The organism is Streptomyces sp. 2A115 (assembly GCF_052245575.1).
GTDB lineage: Bacteria > Actinomycetota > Actinomycetes > Streptomycetales > Streptomycetaceae > Streptomyces.
In genome coordinates, this window is record NZ_JBQQCG010000041.1 from 15,626 (window position 1) to 29,641 (window position 14,016).

Annotated in this window: 16 protein-coding genes; 4 read left to right on the forward strand and 12 right to left on the reverse strand. The window is 70.2% G+C overall.

What is annotated here, in order from left to right; translation table 11 throughout:
* Positions 1-196 precede the first annotated feature (196 nt).
* On the forward strand, positions 197-352 hold the full coding sequence (locus ACTWQR_RS30550) for a hypothetical protein (RefSeq protein ID WP_443230431.1): 156 nt from the start codon (positions 197-199) through the stop codon (positions 350-352).
* On the opposite strand, the gene ACTWQR_RS30555 is transcribed toward ACTWQR_RS30550, so the two are convergent.
* Positions 327-899 carry a DUF2889 domain-containing protein gene (locus tag ACTWQR_RS30555; RefSeq protein ID WP_443230432.1) on the reverse strand — a complete coding sequence of 191 codons (573 nt, stop codon included), beginning with the start codon at positions 897-899 and terminating at the stop codon, positions 327-329. The two genes, ACTWQR_RS30550 and ACTWQR_RS30555, sit on opposite strands and share 26 nt — an antisense overlap.
* On the reverse strand, positions 896-1,723 hold the full coding sequence (locus tag ACTWQR_RS30560) for an enoyl-CoA hydratase-related protein (RefSeq protein ID WP_443230433.1): 828 nt from the start codon (positions 1,721-1,723) through the stop codon (positions 896-898). Before ACTWQR_RS30560 ends, ACTWQR_RS30555 begins: the two co-directional genes overlap by 4 nt.
* Positions 1,724-1,902: 179 nt before the next feature.
* Here ACTWQR_RS30560 and ACTWQR_RS30565 point away from each other — a divergent pair, with 179 nt between their 5' ends.
* Complete coding sequence (locus tag ACTWQR_RS30565; protein WP_443230434.1) at positions 1,903-2,706, forward strand: FadR/GntR family transcriptional regulator; 804 nt, start codon at positions 1,903-1,905, stop codon at positions 2,704-2,706.
* A 109-nt stretch (positions 2,707-2,815) separates the two neighbouring features.
* Positions 2,816-3,997, forward strand: a complete 1,182-nt coding sequence (locus ACTWQR_RS30570; protein ID WP_443230435.1) for an amidohydrolase family protein — start codon at positions 2,816-2,818, stop codon at positions 3,995-3,997.
* Between the two features lie 76 nt (positions 3,998-4,073).
* Here ACTWQR_RS30570 and ACTWQR_RS30575 read toward each other — a convergent pair whose 3' ends face one another.
* The 6 genes from ACTWQR_RS30575 to ACTWQR_RS30600 form a co-directional block, all read right to left on the reverse strand.
* Positions 4,074-5,201, reverse strand: a complete 1,128-nt coding sequence (locus ACTWQR_RS30575) for a serine hydrolase domain-containing protein (RefSeq protein ID WP_443230436.1) — start codon at positions 5,199-5,201, stop codon at positions 4,074-4,076.
* Positions 5,191-6,657, reverse strand: coding sequence for a class I adenylate-forming enzyme family protein (locus tag ACTWQR_RS30580; protein ID WP_443230437.1), 1,467 nt, complete (start codon positions 6,655-6,657; stop codon positions 5,191-5,193). Before ACTWQR_RS30580 ends, ACTWQR_RS30575 begins: the two co-directional genes overlap by 11 nt.
* Positions 6,658-6,661: 4 nt before the next feature.
* Positions 6,662-7,084 (reverse strand): MaoC/PaaZ C-terminal domain-containing protein, encoded by a 423-nt coding sequence (locus tag ACTWQR_RS30585; RefSeq protein ID WP_443230438.1) that lies wholly within the window; start codon positions 7,082-7,084, stop codon positions 6,662-6,664.
* Complete coding sequence (locus ACTWQR_RS30590; RefSeq protein ID WP_443230439.1) at positions 7,081-7,533, reverse strand: FAS1-like dehydratase domain-containing protein; 453 nt, start codon at positions 7,531-7,533, stop codon at positions 7,081-7,083. The genes ACTWQR_RS30585 and ACTWQR_RS30590 overlap by 4 nt, the downstream gene beginning before the upstream one ends.
* A 62-nt stretch (positions 7,534-7,595) precedes the next feature.
* Positions 7,596-8,456, reverse strand: a complete 861-nt coding sequence (locus ACTWQR_RS30595) for an enoyl-CoA hydratase-related protein (RefSeq protein WP_443230440.1) — start codon at positions 8,454-8,456, stop codon at positions 7,596-7,598.
* A gap of 4 nt (positions 8,457-8,460) precedes the next feature.
* Entirely contained in the window at positions 8,461-8,952 is a 492-nt protein-coding gene (locus ACTWQR_RS30600) for a PaaI family thioesterase (RefSeq protein ID WP_443230441.1), read from the reverse strand.
* Positions 8,953-9,098: 146 nt separating this feature from the next.
* Between ACTWQR_RS30600 and ACTWQR_RS30605 the strand changes: the two genes are divergently transcribed.
* Positions 9,099-10,310, forward strand: coding sequence for a CaiB/BaiF CoA transferase family protein (locus ACTWQR_RS30605; protein WP_443230442.1), 1,212 nt, complete (start codon positions 9,099-9,101; stop codon positions 10,308-10,310).
* 35 nt (positions 10,311-10,345) lie between these two features.
* Here the strand turns inward: ACTWQR_RS30605 and ACTWQR_RS30610 are convergent, their stop codons facing one another.
* From ACTWQR_RS30610 to ACTWQR_RS30625, 4 genes are read right to left on the reverse strand one after another with little or no spacing between them, the layout of a single operon-like run.
* The gene (locus ACTWQR_RS30610; protein WP_443230443.1) at positions 10,346-11,110 is read right to left on the reverse strand and encodes an SDR family NAD(P)-dependent oxidoreductase; all 765 of its coding nucleotides are present in this window, start codon (positions 11,108-11,110) and stop codon (positions 10,346-10,348) included.
* The gene (locus ACTWQR_RS30615; protein ID WP_443230444.1) at positions 11,110-11,625 is read right to left on the reverse strand and encodes a nuclear transport factor 2 family protein; all 516 of its coding nucleotides are present in this window, start codon (positions 11,623-11,625) and stop codon (positions 11,110-11,112) included. The genes ACTWQR_RS30610 and ACTWQR_RS30615 overlap by 1 nt, the downstream gene beginning before the upstream one ends.
* Positions 11,622-12,836 (reverse strand): acyl-CoA dehydrogenase family protein, encoded by a 1,215-nt coding sequence (locus tag ACTWQR_RS30620; protein ID WP_443230445.1) that lies wholly within the window; start codon positions 12,834-12,836, stop codon positions 11,622-11,624. The genes ACTWQR_RS30615 and ACTWQR_RS30620 overlap by 4 nt, the downstream gene beginning before the upstream one ends.
* A 20-nt stretch (positions 12,837-12,856) precedes the next feature.
* Positions 12,857-14,005, reverse strand: coding sequence for an acyl-CoA dehydrogenase family protein (locus ACTWQR_RS30625; RefSeq protein ID WP_443230446.1), 1,149 nt, complete (start codon positions 14,003-14,005; stop codon positions 12,857-12,859).
* Positions 14,006-14,016: the final 11 nt, after the last annotated feature.

Below are 14,016 nucleotides of genomic sequence, written 5' to 3' on the forward strand. Positions count from 1 at the left end.
CTGTCGTCGGAATCGTGGGCCAGAGCGATGGAGGGCGGTCGGTGATGCCGCAGGACGAGGCCGTGATCGGCTGTACGGGGAAGGTGCTCGTCGGAACCCGCGGGTCCGTGGGCCCCGGCGAGATCCTGGTGCCGGTCAGAGGCGGCTCCGAGACCTTTCTCGCCTGGTCGGAGGATCCACTGCCCAGGGGGCGACGGTGCTCCTGAACGGCCCGGACTCCTCCGACGGCCGCCGCCCCGAGGAGGGCAACGCGGGCGGCCTGATCCAGCTGCACTCGGGCAAGGACAAGAAGACCGACGACGGCCCGGTGGACGTCGGCTGGTCGGCTAGTCGGCGCTCTCGAAGGTCTTGAGCTCGGGGACCGGAAGTGGGCCGGTCCCCGGGCGCCAGCCCGCGTCGAGTTTGCGCAGGCCCACGCCGTCAGGTGCCCAGATGTGGCAACTGTTCAGCACTCCGGCGGTGGCCCGCGGGTTGTGGGTCGGATCGCCGCCGGCGCGACGCGACGCTCCCGACGAGATGGCGGCCTGTACGACCGCGGGGCCAAGAGCACGGGCCAGCTCGTACAGGTGCGTACAGCCGGACACCCCGCGGAACCGCCCCTGGATCGCCCGGTTGTATCCGGCGGCGATGCTCATCCCGACCAGGCCCTCGAAGACCGGGGCGATCAGCGGGCACTCGGCGTGCGGGAAGGCCCCCATGTCCGCCTCGGCGGCCACGACGACCATGTCGGCGAGACGGATCCGCACCACGAGCACCATCCGGTGTACGACCCCTCTCGGCGGCTCCTCCCAAGGCCGTTCGTCGCGCAGTTCCGCCTCCACCGAGATCTCGTCGCCGGGCTCCTCGTACGCGGAGACGGTGATCGTACGGCGGTGCAGCGGGAGTTCGGAGCGGGTCACGACGTCGCCTCCTCGAGCGTGGACGTGGCCTCGCCCAGACCCGCGAACTCCGGCGGCCGACGTTCGATGAAGCTGCGCACGCCCTCGCGGTAGTCCGGGGCGCGTTTCGCGGTGGCCAGGAGGGCGGCCGCCTGATCGCGGCTCTCGGTGAAGGTCCTCGCCTGGTCGTCGGCGAGCTGCCGCTTGATGAGGGACATCGCGTACGGGCTGGCCGACCGGGCCAGTTCGGTCGCGTACGCGAGCGCCGCCGGGAGCAGGTCCTCCGGCTCGACCAGGCGGTTGACCAGACCCATCGCCAGGGCCTCCGTCCCGGTGACCCGGCGCGAGGACAGCAGCAGATCGGCGGCGTTGCCGTAGCCGACCAACCGGGGCAGGATCCAGGACACGCCGTCCTCGGCCACCAGCCCGCGCGCACTGAAGGCGGCGGCGAACTTGGCGTGCGGCACGGCGAACCTGACGTCGCACATCAGCGCCTGGTTGAACCCGATGCCCGCACAGGCGCCGTTGACGGCCGCCACCACGGGCTTCGGGAAGGACATGGGGCGGGTGCGCGGGGGCAGCTGGTCCGTCGGCCACGGGCGGGCGCCCGACGACGCCCCGTCCAGCACACTCATGTCCATCCCCGGGCAGAAGCTGCGCCCCGCGCCGGTGAGCACCACGGCCCGTACCCGTGGATCCTTCTCCGCCCGGTCGAACAGCTCGTTGTAGAGCAGCTCCATCTCCAGCGTCCAGGCGTTGTGCCGCTCAGGCCGGTTCAGGGTGAACAGCATGACCCCGTCGTCGGTGAGCTCGGTGAGGATCACCGGGGTCGGGTTCTCGGTCATCGAGGTCACTCCCACGGGGTCCGTTGGCCAGGCTTGGCTTTATAGCTAGATGAATCATCTATATACCCAACAGCCGTCCGGGCGCCAGATCACGTCACGCAAAGAGAAGATCACCCACACCTTGACCTGGTACCCTCGATGCACTAAGACGATTCATTTAACTATACGAGGAGCCCACCGTGGCCGAGGCAGCCCGCACCGCAGAAACGGCGGCCGTGCCCGTCCCCGCCCGCAGCCGCGTCGGACGCCAGGTGCGGGTGCCGAAGACCGCCGAGCTGGTCGCCGCACACCTGCGCCGACAGATCGTACGGGGCGAGCTGAAGCCCGGCGACGCGCTGCCGCCGGAGTCGGGGCTGATGGAGCAGTTCGGCATCTCGCGGCCCACCCTGCGCGAGGCGTTCCGTGTACTGGAGTCGGAGTCCCTGATCACGGTGCGCCGCGGAGCCCACGGCGGCGCCCGGGTGAGCGCGCCGGACTCGGATGTCGCCGCCCGCTTCGCCGGCCTGATCCTCGAGTACCGCGGGGCCACCCTGGGCGACATCTACCGGGCTGCGGCCCTCATCGAGCCGCCCTGCGCCCGCCAGCTCGCCACCAAGCACACGGCGGGCGACATCAAGCAGCTGCGCGACGCGGTGGCGGCCGAGAAGGCCGTCCTGGACGACCCGCTCGCCCTGGTCGACGCGCAGGACGCCTTCCACGCCCTGCTGGTCGAACTCACCGGCAACCAGACCCTGATCCTGCTGTGCGGCATGCTGCGCAACATCATCGACCGGGCCAACGCCTCCTACACCGCGGGCGCGGCCGATGCCGAGGCTCAGAAGACGCAGGCCCTCAAGGGGCACCGGGCGCATGTGCGGATGGTCGGCCTGATCGAGTCCGGCAAGGCCGACGAGGCCGAGAAGCTGTGGCAGCGGCACATCTCCAGCGCCGACGACGTCGTGAACGCCGCGGGACCCAAGACGGTGCTCGAGCTCCTCGACTGACTGGCACCCCCGCGGCGAGCCAACCCTCACTCCCCCCTTGCGCTCAATAAACAGTTAGATAATTATAGAAGGCGTACTGAATAGATCCTGGGGTCCGGAGGCGACGGCCATGGCCGAACAGCGCAAGCGCATCTTCGACTGCGACCAGCACATGTACGAGGAGCGGGACTCCTTCACCCGCTACCTTCCGAAGGAGTTCCTCGGTGCGGCGGTCGCACCGGTGACCCTGCCGGACGGGCGGGAGGTGATCCTCGCCGGGGACCGGATCGTCGTATGTCTGGAGCCGGAGTTCGGGCAGGTCTACCGTCCCGGCTCGCTGAAGGAGATGCTCAAGGCGATGGCCTCGGGCAATCCTGAGGAGACGTACCAGTTCGAGCCGATGCACGAGTCGTACCAGAACCGCGAGGCCCGGCTGCGGGTCATGGACGAGCAGGGACTGGATCAGACGATCATTTATCCGGGCGGCTGGGCACTGGTCGCCGAGGAGTACGTGAAGGGCGTCGAGCCGCTCTACGCCAACTACCACTCCTTCAACCGGTACATGAAGGAGGTCTGGGGCTTCAACCACCAGGGCCGCATCTACGCCCCCGCCCTGCTCTCGCTGCGCGATCTGCCCAGCGCGGTCAAGGAGTTGGAGTACGTCCTGGAGCAGGGCGCCCGCTTCCTCCTGCTGCCCACCGGACCGGTCTACGGCCGCTCGCCGGGTGACCCGTACTTCGACCCGTTCTGGAAGCTGGTCAACGAGGCCAAGGCCAGCGTCTGCTACCACATCAGCGAGTTCTACTACAATTCGCAGGTGGCACCCTCCTGGGGCTACGACCCCCACCCCATCCACTTCCGGATGTCGGCCTGGCAGTGGCAGAACACCTACGGCCAGCGCCCCATCGAGGAGACGCTGTCCGCGCTGATCTTCGACAACCTCTTCGGCCGTTTCCCCGACATCAACGTCCTGGTGTCCGAGTTCGGCTCCGAGTGGGTGCCGCACTTCGTGCGTCACATGGACAAGAGCCGGGGCATGGGCCGCAACGGACCCTGGATCGGCGGGCAGTTGGACGAGCGTCCCAGCCAGGTCTTCCGCAAGCACGTCCGCGTGGTGCCCTATCCCGAGGACGACATCGTGAACGTCGTCAAGCGCCTCGGCTACCACGAGTCCATTGTCATGGGCTCCGACTTCCCGCACGCCGAGGGCCTGGCCAACCCTGCCGACTTCCGCAAGCTCATCGCGGAGCTCGACGAGTCAGCCCAGGACGACATCATGTACAACAACGCCCAGCAGCTGATCAGCCGCTGAGCGTCGCGGGAGAGAAGCTTGGAGCCCGGTACCGGCATTCGGTACCGGGCTCAGTTCGTGGGATCAGTCCGTTGGCTCAGTTCGTGAGATCCGCTGCCAGGTTCGCGATGTTGGTGAGCAGTGCCGTGCCGCGACGGGAGTGGTCGTAGCCCGCGAGGGGGTAGCCGTTGCTCAGGCAGGCGAAGGACAGGCCGGTCTCCGGGTCCATGAAGCCGAGTTGGTAGGCGGCTCCGGCGCTGCCGAAGAGGGCGGGCGAGCCGGTGGACGGCAGGTTGCTGCCCGCGTCGGGTCCGGCCACGGTGACGAACAGGCCCATGCTGGTACGGCGGTTGGAGCCGCCCCCGTAGATCTGCTCCCCGTACGGATGGTCCGTCAGCCGGATCCGGGTGCCCTCCGCCACGGCCTCCGGCTTCCACAGGCCCGAGTGTTCCAGCGCCTGGAAGTACAGGGCGACGTCGGCGGCCGTGGCGACCAGCGCGTGGCTGGGCTCGCCGGCCGCGAGCACCCGCGGGTCGGACAGATACCAGGGGCCCCAGGGATCGGCCTCCTGGTCGTCGCTCGTGCGGTCGGTGGCGGTCATCGGGGCGACGGTGCCGGGCTGCCGGTCGACCGGCACGCCGAGCTCCATCGAGGACAGGCCGAGCGGCAGAGTGATCCGCTCGTGCAGGTAGTCGGCGAAGGCCAGGCTCGTACGCCGTTCGACGATCTCGGCGATCAGCCAGGCCGCAGAGGTGAGGTGGAACTGGAAGCGGCTGCCCGGCGGGTAGTCGAGCCTCCACCGGCCGAAGGCGGCCAGACGCTGTTCGCGGTCGAGCATCTTCGGGTGTCCGAGCGGTGCGAAGGGGAAGCCGGCGGTGTGGGTGAGCACCTGCTCGACCGTCACCGTCTCCTTCCCGTTCGGCGCGAACTCCGGGATGATCGCGGCGACTTGCTCGCCCAGGTCCAGGAGTCCCTCGCCGATCAGCTTCCACACGACGCCGGCGACGATCGAGCGCCCGACGGACTGCAGGACGTATCGCGTGTCCGGTTCGGTGTCTCCCCACGTCTCGAAGGCCACCAGCCGCCCGCCTCGGGCCACGGCTACCTGCGCGGAGGGCAGCGGTCCGTGCTCGACCTCCAGGCGGATCCGGCGCAGGAGTACGTCCAGCCGGTGCGGGTCGACACCGGCGGTCTCCGGGCTGGCGAAAGCGTGGTCAAGCGTCATGTGTTCCTCCCTGGCTCGGCTCGCGCAGGTGGCGGCGTACGACCTTGCCGTTCGCGTTGCGCGGCAGGGCGTCCACGAACCACCAGCGGACGGGGACCTTGAAACCGGACAGCCTGGCGCGGGTGTGGCTTCTGAGCGCTTCCGGCTGCGGCGGGGCTTCGGAATCGGCCGGTACGACGAAGGCGACGACGGTCTGGCCGAGCCGCTCGTCGGGAGCGCCGGTGACGGCGACGTCCGCCACGCCGGGATGAGCGGACAGGACCGTCTCCACCTCGAGCGGGTGGACGTTCTCGCCACCACGGATGATCATGTCGGTGCGCCGGCCGAGGAGGTAGAGATAGCCGTCCTCCGCCACGCGGCCCAGGTCGCCGCTGTGCAGCCAGCCTTCGGTGTCGATCCGGAAGAAGTGGTCGGCGCGGGCGTGGATCTCGCCGATGCCGTCCGGGTCGACGCCGTGGACCCTGATCTCGACACCGGGGGCGGGCCGCCCCACCGACCGCAGCAGCTCGGTGCGCCCGGCGATCGCCTCCCGGTGGTCCTCGGGGGTGAGCACGCTGATCGGTGAGCCCTCGGTCTGGCCGAACATGTTGAGCATGCGGACGCCGGGCATCGCCTCGTACGTCCGGCGCAGGGTGCCGGGGCGGACGGGTGCGCCGCCGTACTGGAGGGTCCGCAGCGTTTCGTGGCGGGCCTGTCCGGCCGCCAGCAGGGTCTCCAGCATCGCCGGGACCATGCTGGTGTGCGTGGTGCCGAGGTCCCGCAGCAGGGCCCAGCCCTCGACGGTGAAGCGGGGCAGTCCGGTGATCAGGGCGCCCGCGGCGAGCGCGACGGCGATATTGCCCAGGCCGGCGATGTGGTGGAAGGGAGCACTGCCGCCGTAGAAGCTGTCGGGGTCGAGCCCGCACAGCCGCCTGTTCACGCGGGCTCGGGCGGCCAGCCGCCGCTGGCTCATGGGGACCGGTTTGGGCAGGCCCGTCGTCCCGGAGGTGTGCAGGACGGCAGCGAGGTCGTCGGGCATGGCGGTCAAGGCCCGTGCAGTGGTGGGCAGTTCGGGCACGATGCCGAGGCGTCGGCCGGACAGCTCGGCGACCTGCCTGCCGAGATCGGAGAACTCCGCCTGCGCCAGCAGGACTTCAGCCCGCGTCTCCTTGACCACAGCGGCGATCTCGTACGCCGTCATGCGGACGCCGAGCGGTGCGAGCGGGTGCCCGGACCCGGCGCCGCCGATCACCAGGGCGAGGGCGTCGGCGGAGGTGGCGACCAGTGCGGGCACCGGTTCGCCGGGCTCCAGGCCGAGGGTGTCCAACCAGTCGGCCGCGCCGGCCGCACGGTCGAGGAGTTCGCGTCCGGTCCAGGTCAGGTCGCCGAACCGGACGGCGGGGCGGGCATGGTCGTAGGCGCGGCTCACCGTGGCGGTCCAGGTGGCTGTCGTCCCGGCGTCCTGTGCGGCGCCCACCGGATCAGGGCTCCAAGCGGGCCGCCGCGGTGCCGGTGACCACCTCGGCGCCGTCCTGGTTGACGGTGCGCAGGGCGAAGTGGGCGACCGGGCCAGTCGGCGTGTCCTCGATCGATTCGACCGTGGCCGTGGCCGTCAGGGTGTCGCCGGGCCATACCTGGGCCTTGAAGCGCACGCCGTATCGCAGCAGCGCCTCGGGGCCGACCCAGTCGGTCAGGACCCGGCCGGTCATGCCCATCGTCAACATGCCGTGGGCGAACACGCCGGGATATCCCGCGGCCTCGACGGCGAACTTGTCGTCCGTGTGCAGCGGGTTGAAGTCGCCGGCGGCGCCGGCGTACTGCACGATGCGGGTGCGCTTCAGGTCGTCGACGAGGACGCTCTCGCGGGTTTCGCCGAGCTTGATGTCGTCCGTGCTCAGGCTCATCGGGTGTCCTTCGGGGTTGCCGGGCCCTCGGGCACGACGGCGACGGTCTTGGCGCTGACGACCGGTCCGCCGTCGGCGTCCCGGTACTCGGTGATGCGCTCACTGAAGAGCAGACGGCCGGTGCGGCCCTGCTTCTCCCAGCTGCGTCCGGTGGCGGTGTGCGCGTAGAGGGTCTCGCCGGCGCGCACCGGGCGGTGGTACTCGAAGTGCTGCTCGGCGTGCAGCCCACCGCCGCCCTCAGCCATGACACCGGCGTCGCGTCCCGACCCGAACCACTCCTCGTCCGGCTTGGGCCGCAGGTGGTACTCCGGGTCGTAATGGGCGCTCGCCATCGTGAAGGTGGGCGGTGCGAGCGCGGACTCGCCCTCGTACGCCGGGTTCTCGTCGCCGATGGCGCGGGCGAACATCATGATGTGCCCGGCCTCGACGGGGAACGGCTGCCCTGTCATCGTCGTGCTCCTCGGTCGATACGGCGAATACGGTCGGTCCAGCGGGTCAGCAGGTCAGCAGGTCAGTACGGCAGGAACGCGTCGCGGGTGGCCTCGTCCGGGTCGAAGTCCGGCGGCAGTCCCTCGAACTTCGGCTCCCGCTTCTCCACGAAGCTCGCCACGCCCTCGCGGAAGTCCGGTGAGCCCGCGAAGAACTCCATGGCGGAGTAGGAGCGGGCGAGGGCGTCGGTGAAGGGGCGGTCGAGGTCGCCGTACACCTGGTGACGTACGACGGCCATGGCGCGCGGGGAGCAGTTGCGGGCGATGTCCCGGGCGTAGGCGCGGGCGGCGTCGAGCAGGTCCTCGGGTTCCACGACACGGCTGACGAGGCCGAGGTCCTTCGCCTCGTCGGCGTCGAAGACCCGGCCGGACAGCAGCAGGTCGAGCGCGTTCTCCAGACCGATGACGCGCGGCAGGACGTACGGCAGGTTGTACTCGCCGGCCAGTCCGCGGCGTGTGAAGGCGGTGGTGAAACGGGCCCCACGGGCGGCGAAGCGGACGTCGCAGATGAGCGCCTGGACCAGGCCGATGCCCGCGCAGGCGCCGTTGACGGCGGCGATCATCGGCTTCGGCATGTCGCGCCTGCTGTACATGGGGACGCGGGCGTGGAGGCCCAGGGACTGGCCCGGCTGCGAGTTCTGCTCCAGCCGCTGCATGTCCATCCCGGGGCAGAACGCCCTGCCCGCCCCGGTGATGATCAACACCCGGACGGCGGGGTCCTGCGCGGCCTCGTCCAGAAGCGCGAAGAAGCGGCGCTCCATGGGAATGCTCCACGCGTTCTTGCGCTCGGGCCGGTTGAGGGTGACGGTGGCGACGCCGTCCTCGTCGACCTCGTACAGCACCAGGTCCAGGTCCTCGGGAGACAGCACGGGTTCCTCGGGCATCAGATCACTCCTCGTCCAGCGGTTCGATCGGGTCGCCGACGCCCGGCCGCTCCCCGGAGATGGTCACCACCACCTGCCCCCGCGCGCAGATACGTCCGTCGGTCATCACGTCGACGTCGGCGAAGTGCAGCCTGCGCCCCCGTCGCACACAACGCGCGTACGCGACGGCCTCACGGCCGCGGGCGGGCGCGAGGTACTGCACCGACATCGACACCGTGCTGAGCAGACTCCCCTTCGTGAAGTCGTGCCCGGCGATCACGGCGCCGGCACCGGCGGTGTCGATGAGCGCCGAGATCACTCCGCCGTGGAAGACGTCTTCGTGGGCGGAGAGGGACTCGGCGTAGGGGAGCGCGATCTCGACCCCGTCCGGGTCCCAGCGCGTCACACGGATACGGCAGCGGCGGTTGAAGGCGACCCCGCGCTCCCAGCGTGCCCGGAACCACGTCCGGCGTTCGCGCTGTTCCTGTTCGGTGAGGGTCCTCGCCGCGACGGTCATCAGCACGCCCTCCGGTCTCGGCCTGTCAGCCGATCCATATAGTTACATGAATTGGATAGTTGAAGCAATTATGCGGGGCGCGATCCGGAGCCTAGATGTATTATTTATATAACTGATTCTGTGCCCATGAACAGAGGGAGACCTCGATGCCGTCGACCGCCCTGGCCGGGATCCGCGTCCTCGACCTGTCCCGCATCCTCGCCGCGCCGCTGGCCACCCAGATGCTGGCCGATCTGGGCGCCGAGGTCATCAAGGTCGAGCGGCCCGGGGCGGGCGACGACTCACGGACGTACGGCCCGCCCTTCGCGCCCGGCCCCAAGGGCGAGAGGACCGACACCGCTGCCTTCTACCTCTCCTGCAACCGCAACAAACAGTCGGTCACCGTCAACCACTCCACCGCCGAGGGGCAGGCACTGATCCGTGCCCTCGCCGCCCGGTCGGACGTGCTGGTCGAGAACTTCCGGGCGGGCACACTGGCGAAGTACGGGCTCGGCCAGGAGAGTCTGCGGGAGCTCAACCCACGGCTGGTCTACCTCTCCGTGACGGGCTTCGGACAGACCGGCCCCTATGCCTCGCGCCCCGGCTATGACGGCATCTTCCAGGCCATGTCCGGGATGATGAGCGTCTCCGGGCACCCCGAGGAGCCGATGAAGGTCGGGGTCAGCATGGTCGACATCCTCACGGGCCTGTACGCCTCCACGGCCGTGCTGGCGGCACTGCGGCACCGGGACGCCACCGGCGAGGGCCAGTTCATCGACCTGTCCCTGCTGGACTGCGGGCTGGCCTCGCTCTCGCACTTCGCGATGAACTACCTGGTCTCCGGCGAGGTCCCGCAACGGCGCGGCAACGGCGGTTACGGCGGGATCCCCTCGCAGGCCTTCCACTGCAAGGACAAGCCGATCTTCCTCGTCGCCGGCAACGACAAGCAGTTCGCCGCGTTCTGCGCGGCGGCCGACCGCACCGACCTTCTCCAGGACCCCCGGTTCGCCACGACCTCCGCCAGGATCACCCACCGCGAGGACATCCTGCCTGTGCTGGAGGCGATCCTGCGCACCCGGACCCGGGACGAGTGGCTCGCCGTGCTCGACGAACACGACGTCCCGGCAGGCCCGTTCAACGAGATGCCCGAAGTCTTCGCCGACCCGCAGATCCAGCACCGGGGGATGCTGGTCGACGTCGAGGACCCGGTGTCGGGACAGCTGCCGTTGCTCGCCAATCCCATCCGGTTCACGGCGACGCCGGTCGAGGGGTACACCCCGCCGCCGGCGCTGGGTGAGCACACCGCCGAAGTCCTGGGCAGGCTGGCCGGAGTGACGGAGGACCAGCTGACAGCACTGCGAGCGCGGGGAGTGGTATGACGACGGCCTCACCCGCAGTCGTATGACGACGGGCCTCACCCGATCAGGGTCCTGCCTCCCTCCAGCATCAGCGTCGCGCCCGTCAGATAGGCCATGTCGTCGCTGACGAGAGCGGCCACCGCCCGGCCGATGTCCGCCTCCGGGTCGCCGAGCCGGCCCAGCGGGATCTCCCTGGCCAGCTCCGCCGCCTTCTGCGGGTGCGCGGCGAGATAGTCCTCCGCCGCCGGGCTCAGTGCGGCCGGACAGATGACGTTCACCCGGATCCCGTACGCACCCCACTCCCGCGCGGCGACCCGCGTCAGCCCCCGGACGGCTTCCTTGGCCATCGCGTACGCCGCGAAGGTCGCCTCGCCCTGCACCGCGGCCGAGGAACCGAGGTTCACCACGCTGCCACGGCTCTCCCTGAGGTGCGGCAGGGCGGCCCGCATCGCGTGGAAGGCGGCCAACGGGCCGCTGCGGTAGGCCAGTTCGACATCCTCGTACGACGTCTTCTCCAGCCGGCCCTGGACCGAGGACTGCGCGTTGTTGACGAGCACGTCGAGGCCGCCGAACTCCCGCACCGTCTCGGCCACCATGTGGTCGACGTCGTCCCGCTCCCCCACGTCGCCGACCACGGTGTGCGCCCGCCCGCCGCGCTCGGTGATCGCGTGCGCGGTGTCCTTGAGCTTGCTCCCGGTACGGCCCGTGATCACCACGGCCGCTCCCTCGGCCGCCAGCGCGAGCGCGATGCCGCGGCCGACTCCCTGCCCTCCGCCCGTGACCAGAGCCGTCTTCCCGGCCAGCCGTGTGCCTCGCTCCATCAGGTCATCTCCTTCCAGAAGGCCGTCCAGGACGGGAAGGCCTCGGGAAGCGCCGGCTCTCCGGATCCCTCCCAGCCGTTGAAGCCCACCGCCTGGGGGCGCTCGGTCACGTCGGCCGCGTACCAGTGCTGTTCACGGCGCCGGGAGAAGTACCACTCGCCATCCACGCGCGCGTAGTCGTCCCAGTAGCAGATCGCCATCACGATCCATCGGTCCCCCACTTCGTGCTCGGCCCTGCAGTAGACCGCACCGGTGGCCGTGTCCCGTCCGGTGAGTTCGATCCGGTGGCCACAGATCTGGTGGACCGACCGGTTGAAGCCACGGACCAAGGGCTCGATGTGCTCGCGCAGGACCTGCCGTCCTCGGCCGCGGCGTCCCATGTCCACGTCCGGCCGGAAGCAGCCGACCCACGCGTCGAGGTCGCGGCCGTCCACGGCCAGCGCGTAGCGGATGGGCAGTTGCTGGATGGCCAGTTGCGACTCGATGCGGTCGACGCGTTCCTCGATGGGAGTCATGGCCGCGGCTCCTTCGGCAGACCGAGGACCTGCTCCCCGATGATGTTGCGCTGGATCTCGCTCGACCCGCCGTAGATCGTCTCGGCGAGCGAGAGCAGGAAGGAGCGCTGTCGGGTGTCCAGGCCGTAGTCCTCGCCGACGATCTGCCCGGCGGGGCCCGCCAACTCCATGGCCAGATGGCCGAGTTGCTGGTGCCGTGTCGAGGCGTAGAGCTTCGCGGTCGTGGCCTGCGCGCCCGGCGTGCGGCCCGCCGTCAGTTCGGCGATGGTCCGGAGGTTGGTGGTGCGCATGATCCGTACGGAGATCCAGGCGTCCACGATCCGGCGGCGCAGCGTGGGGTCGTCGAGCGCGCCCCGCTCGCGGGCCACGTCGATCAGCGCCTCTGCCTCCCGCTCGAAGGCGAGCTGCTGGGGCAGGAGCGTGGTGCCGCGCTCGATGCCGAGCGTCGCCATCGCCGTGCGCCAGCCCTGGCCGACCTCGCCCACGACCATGTCCGCGCCGGTACGGGCGTCCGAGAGGAACACCTCGGCGAACTCGTCCTGGCCGGCGAGGTTGCGGATGGGACGGATCTCCACGCCGGGCTGGTTCGTGGGTACGAGCAGCAGGGTCAGGCCCTTGTGCCGTACGGATGCCGGGTCGGTGCGGGTGAGCACGTAGAGCCAGTCGGCGTGGACGCCGAAGGACGTCCAGACCTTCTGTCCGCTGACCACCCACTCTCCCCCACTCTCGACTTCGCTCGAGCGGGAGGTGCCCCCATCGTCTCGTTCCGCCCGCGTTCGGACGGACGCCAGGTCGGAGCCGGCGCCGGGTTCGCTGAAGCCCTGGCCCCACAGTTCCTCGACGGCGAGGATCGGCGGCAGGAAGCGCTTCTTCTGCGTCTCGCTGCCCATCTTGAGGAGCATCGGTCCGAGCAGGTCGAGGGCGTTGACAGTGGCGCGGTAGGGGGCGTTCACGCGCGCGTACTCGTACTCGAAGACGATCTCCTCCAGGAGTCCGAGTCCCCTGCCCCCGTACTCCCGCGGCCAGCCGACGCCCAGCCAGTTCCCGGCGGACAGCTCACGGTCCCAGGCGAGGCGGACCTCCCACGCCTCGCCGTCGGTCGGGCCGCCCACGCCCCGGTGCTCGGCGAACTCCCCCACGAGGTGGTCCGCCAGCCAGTCCCGCACTTCGTCGCGGAAGTCGCGTACCGCGGGCCCGAAGTCCAGCTCCATGTCTGCTTCTCCCTGAGGTCTCAGATGCCGAGCCGGGTGGCGAGCAGCTCCCGGTGGTACGACGGAGTGCCGAGCAGCACCTCGGAGCTCTTGGCCCGTTTGAGATAGAGGTGCGCGGGGTGCTCCCAGGTGAAGCCGATTCCGCCGTGGACCTGGATGTTGTCGCCGGCGACCTTGGTGAACGCCTCCGAGCAGAAGGCCTGCGCGAGGGCCGCCGCGATGGCGATCTCCGTCTCGTCGACCGCGTCCAGGGCCCACAGTCCGCCGTACGCGGCCGAGCGTGCGGATTCGATCTCCACGAGCATGTCGGCGCACTTGTGTTTGATCCCCTGGAACGAGCCGATGGGCCGGCCGTACTGCTCGCGGATCTTCGCGTACTCCACGGCGGCGTCCAGGGCGGCCGTGGCTGCCCCGACCTGTTCGGCGGCCAGCAGGACGGAGGCTGTGGCGAGGGTGCGTTCGAGGGCCGGCCATGCCGCGCCCTCGACGCCCAGCAGACGGGCGGGGGCGTCCGCGAACTGCACCCGGGCCTGCTTGCGGGTCTGGTCGAGGGTGGGGAGGGGGGTGCGGGTGAGGCCCGGCGCGTCGGCGGTCTCGGCCATCTCACCTGTCTCGCCCGTCTCGACCGCGAAGAGGCTGATGCCGGAGGGGGTGCGGGCGGCGACCAGGAGCAGGTCGGCGAGATGTCCGTCGGGGACGTACGTCTTCGCGCCGGTCAGCTGCCACCCGTCCGCCGTGTCGTGTGCGGTGAGCCGGATGCCGGGCTCGTCCCAGCGGCCGCTGTCCTCGGTGAGTGCCAGCGTCGCCACCGTCTCGCCGGACGCGATACCCGGCAGCAGGTCGCGTCGCGCCTGCTCGTCGTCGCAGCGCAGCAGCGCCTCGGCGGCCAGAGCGACGGTGGCGAAGTACGGCCCGCACAGCAGCGCACGGCCCGCCTCCTCGAAGACGATACCGAGGTCGGCATAGCCGAAGCCCGAGCCGCCGTACTCCTCCGGTACTGCCAGCCCCTGCAGGCCTAGTTCGCCGGCCATCCGGCGCCAGACGACAGGGTCGTGGCCTTGCGGGTCGGCGGCCAGGCGGCGCACCTGAGCCTCGTCGGAGTACTTGGCGAGGAACGACCGTACGACCTTGCGCAGTTCGTCCTGTTCCTCGCTGAACGTGAGATCCATGCCGAGCTTCC

Bases quoted from the DNA above. Each gene is read 5' to 3' on its own strand.
- ACTWQR_RS30585 (WP_443230438.1), bottom strand. From the start codon at position 7,084: ATGAGCCTGAGCACGGACGACATCAAGCTCGGCGAAACCCGCGAGAGC.
- ACTWQR_RS30570 (WP_443230435.1), top strand. From the start codon at position 2,816: ATGGCCGAACAGCGCAAGCGCATCTTCGACTGCGACCAGCACATGTAC.
- ACTWQR_RS30615 (WP_443230444.1), bottom strand. From the start codon at position 11,625: ATGACTCCCATCGAGGAACGCGTCGACCGCATCGAGTCGCAACTGGCC.
- ACTWQR_RS30595 (WP_443230440.1), bottom strand. From the start codon at position 8,456: ATGCCCGAGGAACCCGTGCTGTCTCCCGAGGACCTGGACCTGGTGCTG.
- ACTWQR_RS30575 (WP_443230436.1), bottom strand. From the start codon at position 5,201: ATGACGCTTGACCACGCTTTCGCCAGCCCGGAGACCGCCGGTGTCGAC.
- ACTWQR_RS30605 (WP_443230442.1), top strand. From the start codon at position 9,099: ATGCCGTCGACCGCCCTGGCCGGGATCCGCGTCCTCGACCTGTCCCGC.
- ACTWQR_RS30620 (WP_443230445.1), bottom strand. From the start codon at position 12,836: ATGGAGCTGGACTTCGGGCCCGCGGTACGCGACTTCCGCGACGAAGTG.
- ACTWQR_RS30610 (WP_443230443.1), bottom strand. From the start codon at position 11,110: ATGGAGCGAGGCACACGGCTGGCCGGGAAGACGGCTCTGGTCACGGGC.
- ACTWQR_RS30625 (WP_443230446.1), bottom strand. From the start codon at position 14,005: ATGGATCTCACGTTCAGCGAGGAACAGGACGAACTGCGCAAGGTCGTA.
- ACTWQR_RS30600 (WP_443230441.1), bottom strand. From the start codon at position 8,952: ATGACCGTCGCGGCGAGGACCCTCACCGAACAGGAACAGCGCGAACGC.
- ACTWQR_RS30590 (WP_443230439.1), bottom strand. From the start codon at position 7,533: ATGACAGGGCAGCCGTTCCCCGTCGAGGCCGGGCACATCATGATGTTC.
- ACTWQR_RS30560 (WP_443230433.1), bottom strand. From the start codon at position 1,723: ATGACCGAGAACCCGACCCCGGTGATCCTCACCGAGCTCACCGACGAC.